This is a genomic window from Streptomyces sp. NPDC054849, from assembly GCF_053610945.1.
This window is the reverse complement of sequence record NZ_JBSGZI010000003.1, coordinates 69,306-83,011: the sequence shown is the minus strand read 5'-3', so window position 1 is coordinate 83,011 and position 13,706 is coordinate 69,306. Positions and strand designations below refer to the sequence as shown.

Below are 13,706 nucleotides of genomic sequence, written 5' to 3'. Positions count from 1 at the left end.
GTGCGCGCTGCGAAATACTGGTCCCTCACCCACCGAGGTGCCACACACCATCGAAGGAGCGGGACGTGCACGGGAGTGAAGACCAGGAGTTCCTTGCCCTGGAGCGGGAGCTGTCCGTCTTCCTCCGGCGGGCCCGCGCCTCCTCCGGCGAGATGGCCCGCGAGCTCCACCCCGAGCTGGAGCCTGCCGCGTACGGGCTGCTCGTACGCCTGGAGGCGGCCGGGAGGCAGCGCGCCACCGAACTCGCCGCCTACTTCGGGGTGGGCAAGGCCACCATGAGCCGGCAGCTGCGGGCCCTGGAGGTCCTGGGCCTGGTGGCCCGGGAGCCGGACCCCGCAGACGGCCGGGCCTTCCTGGTCGGCCTCACCGAGGAGGGCCGTGAGCGGTTCCTTCGGGTACGGGGAGCGCGGCGCGAGCAGTACATGCGCAAGCTCGCCGGCTGGGACCGCGGCGAGGTCGCGGAACTGGCCCGGCTGCTGAACCAGTTGAACACGGGCGCGGAGTAGGCACCGGCCGACCGGGCGGGAGCCTGCCACCGGAGGCCCGGCGCGGAGGCCGGCTCCGGGGAGGTTCGCCTACGGAGGCCCGGTCACAGGTCCTCCTACGGAGGCCCGGTCGCAGGGGCCGATCGCGGGGGCCCGCCCACGGACCCTGCGCGGCGTGCCGCGCCTACAGCTCGGCGTAGACCGCCGACGCGTCGTCGTGCCGCTTGTGCCGGGCCGGCGGGCGGGCCGGGTCGGACTCGACGGCGCGCACGCGGCTGATCAGGCCCTCCGCGCCCTCCTTCCGCAGCACCGCCAGGCACTCGGCCCAGTCGCCCTCCCCGAACGTGTCCGTCCACCGGCTCGCCCCGTCCGTGAGCGCCGCCACCGCCCGCACCTGCCCCCGCGGGGTGCGCCCGGTCACCGCCCGGGCCGCCACCGCCGGGTCCGCGGCCGCCGTGAAGAAGCCTCCCTCCGCGTTGCGCAGGGCGTCCGTCGCGGTCACCGAGCCCAGCACCTCCCGTGGGATCCGGTCCAGCCGGTCGTCGAGCACCGCGGTCACCTCGCCACCGGGCGCCTGGAGGAGCAGTACGGAGTCCGAGAGCACGAGGTGCTCCACGTACGCCTCGTCCCAGCGGACCACGACGACCGTGGCCTGCGGCGTACGGGCGTGAGAAAGGTCACACGTGTCGCGATGGGCCTCGGCCGTGTCGTGGACGGACGCGGCGAGAATCCGGTCCAGCGGCATGTCCCGCCGCGATCCGGACAGTTCGGTCAATCGCCCGCCGAGTCGCGCCGCGAACCACGGCACTCCGTGCATGCACCCGTCCTCGCCGCCCGGCGGCGTGACCCCGTCCAGGACGACCAGGACGCCGCCGCCCGCAGCGGGGATCGCGGCCGACACCCAGTCCTCATTGGGGCGTTCCTGGTGGCCGGGGGCCGAGGCGAGGTCGATGCGCATGCCGGCATTCTGCCGCGCGGTGGGCGGGGCGCGGCTCAGGTCCGTACCAAAGCGGGAGGGGCGGGCGGGGCCCGTACGCGGACCGTCCGACCGCGGGCCGGAAGGCCCGGGCGGCAGGGAGGGGACGGGGGCGGGGATGTGGGCGGGCATCCTGCCAAAGCCCGTATCGATCTTTCAACCACCTGTCCACGAAGGCCCTCTGGGACCGGGTCCCCGAGTTGGTCGCCAACTCATCCGTGATGTTCACTCGTTCGAGTGGCCGGGTGGGCGATGTGCGGCTCTCTCCCCAACACGCTGCAAAGGTCTGAGGCGGTACGAGGGGGCAGGGAGCGTTTACTTGTTGACCGGCCGTTACCTCGGCCACACGAGTAGACGAGCAAAAGCACACGTACAGGATTGCGAGCACCGGTGCAGAAGAAGCGGTCTCGGAAGAACGGCACCGCCGCCGACGGCCCGGCCCCCGAAGGACGCCGCGTCCGCGTGCGCAGTCGGCTGGTCGTCGGCGTCGCCGTCGCAGGGCTCACGGTCCTCGCGGCCGGAGCCCCCGCCGTCGTCACGGCCGCCAGGGAGCTGAACGACTCCCAGCGGCTGGTCACCCTCGCGGAGGGGACCGGGCAGATGCTCACCCTCGCGCACCTCCTCGCAGACGAGCGCGACGCCGTGGTCGAGTACGCCGCCAAGGGCCGTCCCGGCGCCGCCAAGGGCGGCCTCCAGGAGCGCACCCTCCGTACCGACCGGCAGATCGCCGAGGCCGCCGCCGAGGTCGACGAGCCCCTCGCCATGGCCCTCTCCCGCGTCGCGCCCGTCCGGACCGAGGCCATCGACGGCAAGGGCGGCGCCCTCGCCGTCCACCAGGCCTACACCGGCGTCATCGCGGAACTCCTCGCCCCGGGCGACCGGCTCGCCGAGCTGACCCCGCCCCGCGCCGAGGCCGCCCTGGCCACCACCCGCCCGCTGGCCCCGCTGGGCCAGGCCGTGGAACAGGCCTCGGCCACCCGTGGACTGCTGCTCGCCGCGCTGGCCGTCCCCCGTGGCGAGCAGCTCCCCAACTCGGCCGTGGTCGACGAGCTCACCGGCGCCGCCCAGCGGGCGCGCGTACGGGAACTGGGCGCCTTGGACGACTTCGCGCGGGCCGCGCGGCCCGACGTGCGCCAGACCCTGACCACCACCGTCACCGGCCCCGAGGTCAAGACCGCCGACGACTACCTCAAGCGGCTCACCGACCGGCCCACCCTGACCACCGCCGACCGCAGGACCGACGGCGCCGCCGTCGGGACGGCGCTCACCGCCCGCATCGACCGGATGCGGACCGTGGAGTCCACCCTCGCGGGCCAGCGGGCCTCCGCCCTCGCCTCCCTGCGCGACGACGACGTGACCCGGCTGGAGACCATGGTCGCCCTGCTGGGCGTGCTGTTCCTGGTAGCCGTCGGCGTCTCGACCGCCGTGGCGCGGTCGCTGACCCGGCCGCTGTCGGTCCTGCGCCGCGGCGCGGAGCGGCTGGCGACGCCCGAGGGCTCGGTGGAACCGGTGCGGTTCACGGGCCGCAACGACGAGTTCGCCGAGGTCGTGCGCCACCTGAACGCGGTGCGCGACCAGACGGTCTCCCTGCACACCCGGATCGCAGGACTGGACGCGGACCGGCGCCGGATCATCGGCCGCAACGAGGCGCTGTCCTCCAGCCGTGAGGTGCTGGACGAGGAGCTGTCGAAGCTGCGGGCGGGGCTGGAGGAGCACCGCCGCGTCATGTCGACGACGTCCGTCTCGCTGTCCCTGCGGACCCTCGGGCTGGTGGAGCGCCAGCTCGCCGTGATCGAGGAGCTGGAGTCCAAGGAGCAGGACCCGGACCGGCTCGCGACCCTGTTCAAGCTGGACCACCTGGCGACCGTGATGCGCCGCCACAACGAGAACCTGCTGGTCCTGGCCGGGCAGGAACACGGCCACGGACAGGGCACGCCGGTACCGCTGGTCGACGTGATGCGGGCCGCCGTCAGCGAGATCGAGCGCTACGAGCGCGTCGACCTCGCGGCGCTGCCCTCGTACACCCAGGTCGCGGGGCACGCGGCCGACGACATCTCCCACGTGCTGGCCGAGCTGCTGGAGAACGCGACGACGTTCTCGCCGCCGGACGTGAAGGTGAAGGTGTCCGGCTGGCTGCTGGACTCGGGGGACGTGGTGCTGTCCGTCGTGGACGAGGGCATCGGGATCACCGGGGAGCGGCTGGAATCGCTGAACTCCCGCCTGTCCACGCCCGAGGCGTACGACGAGGAGTCCGAGGAGGAGCACGGACTGGGCCTCGGACTGTACGTGGCCGGGCGCCTCGCGGCGCGGCACGGCGTCACGGCCGAGCTGCGCGCCCCGCAGCACGGCGGGACCGAGGCACTGGTGGTCGTCCCGGCGACGCTGCTGCCCGCCTCCCCGCCGGTCTCGCCCGTCCACACCCTGGCCACGCCGGGCGCGCCCGCGCTGCACCTGCCGGGCGTGATAGCGGAGGCGAACGAGAACACCCTCCCGGCCCGCCGACGCGGCGCGCATGCCGCCGCCCCGGAGCCGGAGCCCGTCGCGGACGACGCGGCCACCACGCCGGACGGGGCCGCGCCCGCCGACACGGCCGTGGCGGGCCCTTCGTCGGACGAGCAGGTGTCCATCCTCCCCGCCCCGGCCGGCGAAGCGGAGCCGCCGGCCGAACAGGCCCTCACCGTCCCCGTCGCGGAGCCCGAGCCCGAGCCCGAGCCGGGCGAGGCAGCCCTGCCGGACACGGCGCCCGCCACCGGCGCGGCGCTGCCCCCGGCCGAGCAGATCTTCACGGTCACGGCCACGGCCACGGCCGCGGAACCGGTGTCGGCTCCGGCCGAGGAGATGCTCGCGCGGGTCGTCCCCGATGCGGATCCGGACACCTTCGCGGTGCCGGCCCCCGCCGAGGAGGCCCCGGCGGCCGCTGCCGCGCACGGCGCCGGCGTACAGGACATCGATCCGGAACCCGAACCCCACCGGCACGCCCCGGCCGAGGGCCACTGGCTCCCCCGCCAGGACAGCCACCCCACCGACCCCGCCGAGGGTGCCGAAGCCGTCACCGACAAGGGCCTGCCGAAGCGGACCCCGCGCACCGTCGCCACCCAGCGCCCCGCCGGTGACGACGAACCACCCGCGCCGCCGCGCCGGGTCGACGCCGATGAGCTGAGGCGTCGTCTGGGCGGGTTCTACCAAGGGGCCCAGGACGGGCGGCGCGTCGTCGCCGCCGAACTCGCGCAGGACCGCGCGCAGGACCACGGGCACGGGCAGGGCCAGGGGCAGGAACAGACCAGGACCGACCAGGGGGACAGCGCACAGGAGGCACGCACATGACCGCGCCCAGTACGTACGGACTGAGCACCCAGGCCCGCAACCTGCAGTGGTTGCTGACCGACCTGGTCGAGGAGGTGCCCGGCGTCAACTCCGTCGCCGTCGTCTCCTCGGACGGACTGCTGCTCCTGTCCTCCGACCCCGGAGCGGGCGCGGGCGCCGGCGAGCCGCAGACCACGCCCAGGGCCAAGGGACCACGCGGCGCGTCCGCCGACCTCGCCACCATCGTCTCCGGCCTCGGCAGCCTCACCACCGGCGCCGCCGCTCTCATGGACAGCGGCGCCGTCAAGCAGACCATGGTGGCGATGGAGCACGGCTCCGTCTTCGTCATGGCCATCAGCGACGGCTCACTGCTGGGCGTGCACGCCACGCCCGACTGCGACATGAGCGTCGTGGCCTACCACATGGCCCTGTTCGTCGGCCGCGCCGGCCACGTCCTTACCCCCGAAGTCCGCAGCGAGCTGCGCCAGTCGATGGAGAACACCCCGTGAGGAGACCGGCGCCCGACCGCCTCCCGATACGCGGAGCCGATCGACGTCCCGCGCGCGTCCGCCCGTACTCCCTGACGGGCGGCCGCACCCGCTTCACCCAGGTCCTGCAGGTCGAGACCTTCGTCGCCGCCCTGGAGACCAAGGCCTCGGAGCCGCAGAAGCCCGACCGGATGCCCGAGATGCCCGCCATCGTCGAGGTCTGCCGCCGCATGCGCACGATCGCCGAGATAGCCGCGCTGCTGAAGCTGCCGCTCGGCGTGGTCCGCGTCCTGGTCAGCGACCTGGCGGACCAGGGCAGGATCCGCGTTTACGGCACGGGCCACGGCACCGGACGTCCGGAACGCGCGCTGCTGGAAAGGGTGCTCAGTGGCCTCCGCCGTCTCTGACCAGCCGGTCTCCCCGGCCGTGGACGACGAGCCGGTCCAGCCTTGGCAGTACGACCGCTCCCGCGCGCCCGTCGCCGTCAAGGTGCTGGTCGCGGGCGGCTTCGGCGTCGGCAAGACCACGTTCGTGTCCTCCGTCTCCGAGATCACCCCGCTGCGGACCGAGGCGGTGATGACCCAGGCCAGTGTCTCCACCGACGACCTGTCCGGGACCCCGGACAAGACCACCACCACCGTCGCCATGGACTTCGGCCGCGTCACCCTCGACGAGGACCTCGTCCTCTACGTGTACGGGACCCCGGGCCAGGAGCGGTTCTGGTTCATGTGGGACGACCTGGTGCGCGGGGCCGTCGGCGGTCTCGTCCTGGCCGACACCCGCAGGCTGCGCGACTGCTTCCCGGCCCTCGACTACTTCGAGAGCTGCGGGCTCCCGTACGCCGTCGCCGTCAACCACTTCGAGGGCTCGCAGTCCTACGAGCCCGAGGACGTGCGCGAGGCGCTCAGCGTTCCGCCCCACGTGCCCGTCGTGATCATGGACGCGAGGCGCCGTCACACGGTGGTCGAATCCCTGCTGGCCCTGGTGGGCCACGCCCTCGACACCACGCCCGAGTAGAGCACCCCCGAATAGAGAACGTGAGAGATGCGCAAGATACTTGTCGTAGGAGCCGGTCAGTCCGGTCTCCAGCTCGCCCTCGGACTCCAGTCGAAGGGGTACGAGGTCACCCTCATGTCCAACCGGACCGCGGACGAGATCCGCACCGGGCGGGTCATGTCCACGCAGTGCATGTTCGACTCGGCGCTCCAGCACGAGCGGGACCTCCAGATCAACTTCTGGGAGCAGCAGGTCCCGAAGATCGAGGGCCTCGGCGTCTCGGTCGCCGCCCCCGACGCCACCCGCGCCATCGACTGGCTCGGCCGGCTCAAGGGCCACGCGCAGTCCGTCGACCAGCGGGTGAAGATGGCCGGCTGGCTCGACACCTTCGCGCAGCGCGGCGGGCAGCTGGTCATCCACGGCGCGTCCGTCGCCGACCTCGACTACTTCTCCCGTACGTACGACCTGGTGCTGGTCGCCGCCGGCAAGGGCGAGCTGGTCTCGATGTTCGGGCGGGACGCGGCGCGTTCCCCGTACGACGCCCCGCAGCGCGCGCTGGCGGTCTCCTACGTGCACGGGCTCGGTCCGCGCCCGGAACACCCGGAGACGGAAGCGGTCCGCTGCAACCTGGTCCCGGGCGTCGGCGAGCTGTTCGTGATGCCGACCCTGACCACCTCGGGCCGGGCGGACATCCTGTTCTGGGAGGGCGTCCCGGGCGGTCCGCTGGACGTCTTCAACGGGGTCAAGGACCCGGCGGAGCACCTGGCGCTCACGCTGGAGCTGATGGAGACGTTCACGCCCTGGGAGTACGCCCGGGCGACGAAGGTGGAGCTGACGGACGCGGGCGGTACGCTCGCCGGCCGGTACGCGCCGGTGGTCCGCGAGCCCATCGGCCGCCTCCCGGGCGGGGGGCTCGTGCTCGGTGTCGCCGACGTGGTCGTCGCCAACGACCCCATCACGGGCCAGGGCTCGAACTCCGCCGCCAAGTGCGCGGCCTCGTACCTCTCCTCGATCCTGATGCACGGGGACAACCCGTTCGACGAGGCGTGGATGAAGGCGACCTTCGACAAGTACTGGTTCACCACGGGCAAGCCGGTGACCCAGTGGACGAACGCGATGCTGGGCGTCCCGCCGGAGCACGTACTGAACCTGATCGGCGCGGCCGGGCAGCTCCAGCCGGTGGCGAACCGATTCGCCAACGGCTTCGACAACCCGGCCGACTTCGACGCGTACTTCTACGACCCGCAGGACGCGGCGGACTACCTGGCCGAGGTGTCCTCGTCCGTGGCCGCCTCCTCGGACACCTCTTCGGGCGCGTCCTCCGCGGAGTAGCCGGTGTCGTCCCCCTCCGCCGCCGCCTCGGGCAGGGGCGGAGGGGTGAACTCCCCGAGCGGGGCGCCGTCCGGGTCCGGGCGCACGGCGCCGAGCAGCGGGTTCGCCGCGATCGGCGAGACCTTGACCTTCGCCCCCGGGCGCGGCGCCTGGATCACCTTGCCGTCGCCGACGTACAGGCCCACGTGCGTGGCCTTGGGGAAGTAGACCACCAGGTCCCCCGGCCGCAACCGGTCCAGCGGCACCTTCGGCAGTCGGGCCCACTGCTCCTGGCTGGTCCGCGGGATGGCGCGCCCGGCGTGCGCCCAGGCCTGCGAGGTGAGGCCGGAGCAGTCGAAGGATCCCGGGCCCTCGGCGCCCCAGACGTACGGCTTGCCGATCTGGGCCGCCGCATAGGTGAGGGCCGCGCCGCCGGCCGCCGTGGGAGTGCCGGTGCGGGCGGGCAGCCGGCCGGAGTCCACCAGGTCCCGCTGCGCCGCGGCGGTGGTCTCGGCCTCCTTCGCGTCGAGCCGGGCGAGCTGCTCCGGGGTCAGCGAGGCGAGCACCCGCTCGACCTCCTTGAGCTGCGCCGCAACCTGCTCCTTGTGGAGCTTCTGCCGCGCGGCCAGCTCCTGCCGGGAGTCCAGGGCCTTGCGGGCCCGGGAGGCGAGCGCGTCGGCCTTCTTCTCACCGCGCGCCAGCCGGTGCAGTACGGCGGCCCGCCGAGCGCCCTCGCGGGCGACGAGCCGGCGCTGCTCCAGGGCGGCCTGGGGGTTTCCGGCGAGCAGCATCCGGGCGTAGGGGGAGATGCCCTGCGTGCTCTGGTACTGCTCCCGGGCCAGCCGTCCGGCGGCGGCCCTCTCGGAGTCGAGCGCGGTACGGGCCCTGCCGAGGTCGGCGGTGCGGATCCGCTCCTCGTCCTGCCCTGCCTTGAGGGCCACCTCGGTGGCGTTGTACGCCTCGCTGGCCTCCTCGGCCTTCTGGTAGAGCCCTTGCAGGCGGGTGAGGAGTACGCCGACGGACTCGCCGGACGCAGCCGGTTCGGCGTCGGCGGCGGGAACCGGGCCGGCGGTGACGAGCACCGCGGCGATGCAGGCGGCACGAAGCAGCCGATGTGACATGGGATCACCTCCGAGGCGCCCGATGCTGCCACGCCCGATATGACAAATCGCCCAACGGAGTCGGCCGGTCGCCACGCTCACCCGCTTGGCGGGGTCTTTGGGGGCTTGGCGGGGCTCGGCGGGGCTTCGCGGGGTCATGGCCTGGCCGTCCAGGGTGCCGGCGAGGCGCATGGCCCGTACGGCGGGCGCAGGTGGCTGCGGGCGGTGCCGACGGGCGAAAACGCGTTCGGGTGCGGGGGTGTCCTGTGTGATGCTGGCCAGCGATGATCACTTTTGCCCCGCGCCGCAACACCGTTCTCGCCGTCGCCGCCGTAGCGGTCGCCCTCGCCGCGCTGTCGGGCTGCAAGGACGCCCCGAGTGGTGCGGCCGCCCCGGCCGCCCCGGCGGTGCCCGCTTCCCCTTCGGCCGCGCCCGTCACCGGGGCGTTCGACCCCGAGAAGGCCCTCGCCGAGGCCGAGAAGACGCCCTACGCGGCTTCCATGAAGATCACTACCGAGATCGCCGGCCGGGAGGTGTCGATCACGACCGCCCGGTCCAACGTCAACACGCAGTTCACCGGTCGGATGGAGATCCGTTCCACGGACGCCGTCCCGGCCGCCCAGGCCATGTGGGTGGAGGGCGTCACGACGGCCGACGCCCACTACATCCGCAACCGCGCCAAGGAGGGCAGCGGGTGGATGAAGATGCCGCGCTCCGCGGACAACGAGGCGAACTACGCGGGGTACGCCAAGCTGCTGATCGCCGCGGGACCCGCTGCACGCAAGGGCATGGAGGACCAGGGCGGGATCCCCGCCTACCACCTCGCGGGGCACCTCGACATCGACCAGGTGGCCTCCGTCGATGCGCGCACGCACCGTTCGATGAAGGCCAAGGGTGTCACCGGCTTCGAAATCGACCAGTGGATCGACGGCCAGGGCCGCACCATCCGCTTCGAGCAGCGCATGGATGTGCACGGCATGAAGGGCGTCAACAAGGCCACCTTCAGCGAATTCGGCCCCGTCGAGACCTTCGCCGCACCCACCGGCTGACCAGAAGCCCCTGACCGGGCCCCCCGCCGAGTGCCGGGCCGGTCGTGGCCTTCGTCCTCCTCACCCCCGGCCGCCGCCGTTCCGGTCGGCCGGTGTGGCACCGAGGCTTCGCCGCCCTGCTGTGCCGTCGCGCTCGCCCTCTCCATGCGGAGCCTGCTCCATGGCGGCCGTCGTCAGCCGCGCAGCAGGCGGGCCTTGGCCGCCGTGAACTCCTCCGGGGTCAGCAGGCCCTCGCGGGTCAGGTCGGCCAGTTGGGTGAGCTCCGCCACCAGGCCGGCCGAGGGCGTCGGCCCGCTGGTGGGGACGTCCTCCGGGCGGGTGCCGGCGCGCGCCTGGGCGAGAGCCTCGTCCACCACCGGCTCCTGCTCGGCAGGCTCCAGCGGCTCCCGTTCTGATTCCGCTTCCAGCTCTGATTCCAGCTCCGGCTCCGGTTCCGCGGGTTCCCCCTCAGGCCAGGTCCAGGTCGGCGCCACGGCCGGTCCGCCCGCGGCCTGTACCGCCCGCGCCAGCAGGCCCCGCCGCGGTGGTCCGTCCGGGCCGACCGCGCCTGCCGTGGCCTCCATCGCCCCGGCCGCCCGCGCCAGCAGGCCCCGTAGCAAAGGGTGTCCCGCCGGGCGGTCGGCCGCGCGGACCGTCGCTCCCACCGGTCGGATGAACATCAGGCCACCCCTGCCCGGGGGTCCGCCGGGACCCGGTCCTGCGGGATGCGGACCGAGCCCACGATCCGCCCGCCCGCCGCCCGTACGGCGATCGCCGCGTCCTCGGCCCACACGTGCTCGACCACCAGCAGCAGCGCGCAGCTCCCGCGCTCCAGCAGGCCCGCCGCCTCCTCCACGTCCTCCGGCCCGATCAGCCGTGCCACGTCCCGCCCCGTCAGCAGGCCCTGCAGTTCCACGAACTCGTCGAACTCGGCCGCCAGTACGTCCCCCGACGCCGTCCTCGTCGCCACGAGTCCGTCGATCAGCCGGACCACCCCGGTCTTGCGCAGCCCCATCACGGCTTCGACCGCCGGGACCCGCAGCTGCTCCTCCGGGAAGGCGAGGACGATGAATTCCACAGGCCCCATGCGCCTCGGCTCCTCACTTCCGACCGTTTGTGACGACTCTTCGGCACACTATGACATAAGCGGACATACCATCCGTTCGCTTGCTACGTTTCGGTGTATGACCGCTCTGACGGCAAAGGTGGCGGAGCCCGCCCCGCCCCCGCCCCCCGGCGCCGGCGCCCCCAAGCGCCGCGGCGTCGAACTGACGCTCCTCGCCGGCGCGGTCCTGATCTCCGTCCTCGGTCACCTCTACGTCGGCCTGGCGACCGCCGGCCGCATCCCCGACCAGGCCGCACGCTACGCCGCGGGCCTCTCCGCGGCCGCCCTGCTCGCGCACCTCGCCGTCCGGTTCAGGGCCCCCTACGCCGATCCCCTCGTACTGCCGATCGCGGTCCTGCTCAACGGGCTCGGCCTGGTCCTCATCCAGCGCCTCGACGTGACCACCCCCGGCCACCTCACCGCCGGGGACCAGCTCCTCTGGTCCGCGCTCGGGACGGCGCTCTTCGTCCTCGTCGTCGCACTGCTGCGCGACCACCGCGTGCTCCAGCGCTACGCGTACCTCTCGGTCGCCGTCGCCCTCGTCCTGATGCTCATCCCCGTCTTCTTCCCGGCGGTCAACGGCGCGCACATCTGGATCCGCTTCGCCGGACTCTCCTTCCAGCCGGGGGAGTTCGCCAAGATCCTGCTCGCCGTGTTCTTCGCCGCGTACCTCGCCGCGAACCGCACCGCCCTCGCCCTCACCGGCCGCCGGCTCTTCTGGAAGCTGCGCCTGCTCCCCGGCCGCGTGCTCGGACCGATCCTCGCGATCTGGCTGCTCAGCGTCGGCGTGCTCGTCCTGGAACGGGACCTGGGGACCTCGCTGCTCTTCTTCGGACTGTTCGTGATCATGCTGTTCACCGCCACCGGGCGGATCGGCTGGATCGCGATCGGACTGCTGCTCGCCGCCCTCGGCGCGTACGCCGTCGCAACCTTCGAGCCGCACGTGAACAGCCGCGTGGACGACTGGCTGAATCCTTTGGCCTCGATCGAGCGCGGTGAGGGCCCCGGTCAGCTCGCCCAGTCCCTGTTCGCCTTCGGCGCCGGCGGCCTGCTCGGCGCCGGCCTCGGCCACGGCCAGTCCTTCCTCATCGGCTTCGCCGCCAAGTCGGACTTCATCCTCGCCACCGCCGGCGAGGAGCTCGGCCTCGTCGGCCTCGCCGCGATCCTGCTCCTCTACGGGCTCCTCGTCGCCCGCGGCTTCCGCGCCGGCCTCGCACTGCGCGACCCCTTCGGCCGGCTGCTCGCCACCGGGCTCGCCTCGATCGTCGCCCTCCAGGTGTTCGTCATCGCGGGCGGCGTCACCGGCCTGATCCCGCTCACCGGCATGGCCATGCCCTTCCTGGCCCAGGGCGGCTCCTCCGTCGTCACCAACTGGATCATCGTCGCCCTGCTGGTCCGGCTCAGCGACAGCGCCCGCAGACCTCGCCCCCCAGAGGAGCCGGCCGGGTGATCCGCTACATCCGCTGGTGCGCGTACTTCTGCGCCCTGCTGCTCGTCGCCCTGCTGGTCAACATCGCCCGCGTGCAGGTCTGGGAGTCCGCCGCCTACGGCGCGAACCCGGCCAACAAACGCCCCGCCATCGAGCGCTACGCCGAGCCGCGCGGGGACATCCTGGTCGACGGGCGCGCCGTCACCGGCTCCCGCGACAGCGGCCAGCTGCTGCGCTACGAGCGGACGTACACGAACGGCCCGCTCTACGCGCCCGTCACCGGCTTCTCCTCCCAGACGTACGGGACCAGCTTCGTGGAGCGCGCCGAGGACGCGGTCCTGTCGGGCACGGACCCCGGGCTCTCGGCCTTCCCGCTCTGGTATGAGCTGTCCCGCGGCCGCCCGGCCGGCGGGAACGCCGCCACCACGGTCCGCTCCGGCATGCAGCTGGCCGCGTACACCGGGCTCGCGGGCAAGCGCGGGGCGGTGGCCGCCGTCGAGCCGGCCACCGGGAGGATCCTCGCCCTGGTCAGCAGCCCCTCGTACGACCCCTCGGTGCTCTCGGGCACGGGCACGAAGGTCAAGGAGGCGTGGGCGGCGCTGAACGCGGACCCCGCCCGGCCGATGCTCAACCGGGCGCTGCGCGAGACGTACCCGCCCGGCTCCACCTTCAAGATCGTGACGGCGGCGGCCGCCCTCGACGCGGGCGTGGTCACCGACGTGGACGCGCCGACCCGTACCCCCGACCCCTACCCGCTGCCCGGGACCAGCACCCTGCTGCCGAACGCCGCCACGGGCTGCGAGGACGCCTCGATGGCGGACGCGGTGCAGTGGTCCTGCAACACGGTGATGGCGAAGATCGGAGTACAGGTCGGGCTGCGCGGGATGGTGGAGGCGGCGCGGCGCTTCGGCTTCAACGGCGAGGCGCTGCGCGTGCCCTCATGGGTGTCCCGGTCGAACTTCGACACCGACATGAGCCGGGACCAGCTGGCCCTGTCCTCGATCGGGCAGTTCAACACCAGGGCGACGCCACTGCAGATGGCGCTGGTGGCGGCGGCCGTCGCGAACGGCGGTGAGCTCAAGTACCCCTATCTCGTGGAGCGGACGACCCGGAACGACGGGTCCCAGGTCCGGCGCGGCGACCAGCGCAGCCTCGGCAGGGCGATGAACCCGGCGACCGCCGTGCGGCTGCAGGAGCTGATGGTGAAGGTGGTGGAGAACGGGACGGGTAAGAACGCGGCGATCCCGGGCGCGGTGGTCGGCGGCAAGACCGGCACCGCGCAGCACGGCGTCGGCAACGCGGGTACCCCGTACGCCTGGTTCATCTCCTGGGCCAGGGCCGAGGGCTCGGCCCTGCCGGAGGTGGCGGTCGCGGTGGTGGTCGAGGACGCGTCGGCGCACCGGGGCGACATCAGCGGCAACGGCGCGGCGGCGCCGATCGCGCGAGCGGTGATGGAGGCGGCGCTGGCCACCGGCTGACACCGGG

Annotated in this window: 13 protein-coding genes; 9 read left to right on the top strand and 4 right to left on the bottom strand. The window is 73.3% G+C overall.

Features of this window, described 5'->3' with window-relative positions; all coding sequences use genetic code 11:
* Positions 1 to 65: 65 nt before the first annotated feature.
* Entirely contained in the window at positions 66 to 506 is a 441-nt protein-coding gene (locus tag ACWGIF_RS02615) for a MarR family winged helix-turn-helix transcriptional regulator (RefSeq protein ID WP_453489896.1), read from the top strand.
* A 163-nt stretch (positions 507 to 669) separates the two neighbouring features.
* On the opposite strand, the gene ACWGIF_RS02610 is transcribed toward ACWGIF_RS02615, so the two are convergent.
* Positions 670 to 1,443 (bottom strand): protein phosphatase 2C domain-containing protein, encoded by a 774-nt coding sequence (locus tag ACWGIF_RS02610; protein WP_453489893.1) that lies wholly within the window; start codon positions 1,441 to 1,443, stop codon positions 670 to 672.
* Positions 1,444 to 1,851: 408 nt separating this feature from the next.
* Between ACWGIF_RS02610 and ACWGIF_RS02605 the strand changes: the two genes are divergently transcribed.
* From ACWGIF_RS02605 to ACWGIF_RS02585, 5 genes are read left to right on the top strand one after another with little or no spacing between them, the layout of a single operon-like run.
* Entirely contained in the window at positions 1,852 to 4,785 is a 2,934-nt protein-coding gene (locus tag ACWGIF_RS02605; protein ID WP_453489890.1) for a nitrate- and nitrite sensing domain-containing protein, read from the top strand.
* Positions 4,782 to 5,273, top strand: coding sequence for a roadblock/LC7 domain-containing protein (locus ACWGIF_RS02600; RefSeq protein WP_453489887.1), 492 nt, complete (start codon positions 4,782 to 4,784; stop codon positions 5,271 to 5,273). Before ACWGIF_RS02605 ends, ACWGIF_RS02600 begins: the two co-directional genes overlap by 4 nt.
* Entirely contained in the window at positions 5,270 to 5,659 is a 390-nt protein-coding gene (locus tag ACWGIF_RS02595; protein WP_453489884.1) for a DUF742 domain-containing protein, read from the top strand. Before ACWGIF_RS02600 ends, ACWGIF_RS02595 begins: the two co-directional genes overlap by 4 nt.
* A complete protein-coding gene (locus ACWGIF_RS02590) occupies positions 5,640 to 6,269 on the top strand; it encodes a GTP-binding protein (RefSeq protein ID WP_453489881.1) in 630 nt (209 codons plus the stop codon). The genes ACWGIF_RS02595 and ACWGIF_RS02590 overlap by 20 nt, the downstream gene beginning before the upstream one ends.
* A gap of 27 nt (positions 6,270 to 6,296) precedes the next feature.
* Positions 6,297 to 7,580, top strand: a complete 1,284-nt coding sequence (locus ACWGIF_RS02585; protein WP_453489878.1) for a styrene monooxygenase/indole monooxygenase family protein — start codon at positions 6,297 to 6,299, stop codon at positions 7,578 to 7,580.
* On the opposite strand, the gene ACWGIF_RS02580 is transcribed toward ACWGIF_RS02585, so the two are convergent.
* Positions 7,508 to 8,680 carry an NlpC/P60 family protein gene (locus tag ACWGIF_RS02580; RefSeq protein ID WP_453489875.1) on the bottom strand — a complete coding sequence of 391 codons (1,173 nt, stop codon included), beginning with the start codon at positions 8,678 to 8,680 and terminating at the stop codon, positions 7,508 to 7,510. The genes ACWGIF_RS02585 and ACWGIF_RS02580 overlap by 73 nt on opposite strands.
* A gap of 263 nt (positions 8,681 to 8,943) precedes the next feature.
* On the opposite strand from ACWGIF_RS02580, the gene ACWGIF_RS02575 reads away from it, so the two are divergent.
* Entirely contained in the window at positions 8,944 to 9,708 is a 765-nt protein-coding gene (locus ACWGIF_RS02575; protein WP_453489872.1) for a hypothetical protein, read from the top strand.
* Between the two features lie 173 nt (positions 9,709 to 9,881).
* Here ACWGIF_RS02575 and ACWGIF_RS02570 read toward each other — a convergent pair whose 3' ends face one another.
* Both ACWGIF_RS02570 and ACWGIF_RS02565 read right to left on the bottom strand, forming a co-directional pair.
* Positions 9,882 to 10,367 (bottom strand): SHOCT domain-containing protein, encoded by a 486-nt coding sequence (locus ACWGIF_RS02570; protein ID WP_453489869.1) that lies wholly within the window; start codon positions 10,365 to 10,367, stop codon positions 9,882 to 9,884.
* Positions 10,367 to 10,774, bottom strand: a complete 408-nt coding sequence (locus ACWGIF_RS02565; RefSeq protein ID WP_453489866.1) for a DUF6325 family protein — start codon at positions 10,772 to 10,774, stop codon at positions 10,367 to 10,369. Before ACWGIF_RS02565 ends, ACWGIF_RS02570 begins: the two co-directional genes overlap by 1 nt.
* 97 nt (positions 10,775 to 10,871) lie before the next feature.
* On the opposite strand from ACWGIF_RS02565, the gene ACWGIF_RS02560 reads away from it, so the two are divergent.
* Both ACWGIF_RS02560 and ACWGIF_RS02555 read left to right on the top strand, forming a co-directional pair.
* Complete coding sequence (locus tag ACWGIF_RS02560; RefSeq protein WP_453489863.1) at positions 10,872 to 12,242, top strand: FtsW/RodA/SpoVE family cell cycle protein; 1,371 nt, start codon at positions 10,872 to 10,874, stop codon at positions 12,240 to 12,242.
* Positions 12,239 to 13,699: a penicillin-binding transpeptidase domain-containing protein gene (locus ACWGIF_RS02555; RefSeq protein ID WP_453489860.1), complete on the top strand. Its 1,461-nt coding sequence runs from the start codon at positions 12,239 to 12,241 to the stop codon at positions 13,697 to 13,699. Before ACWGIF_RS02560 ends, ACWGIF_RS02555 begins: the two co-directional genes overlap by 4 nt.
* Positions 13,700 to 13,706 lie beyond the last annotated feature (7 nt).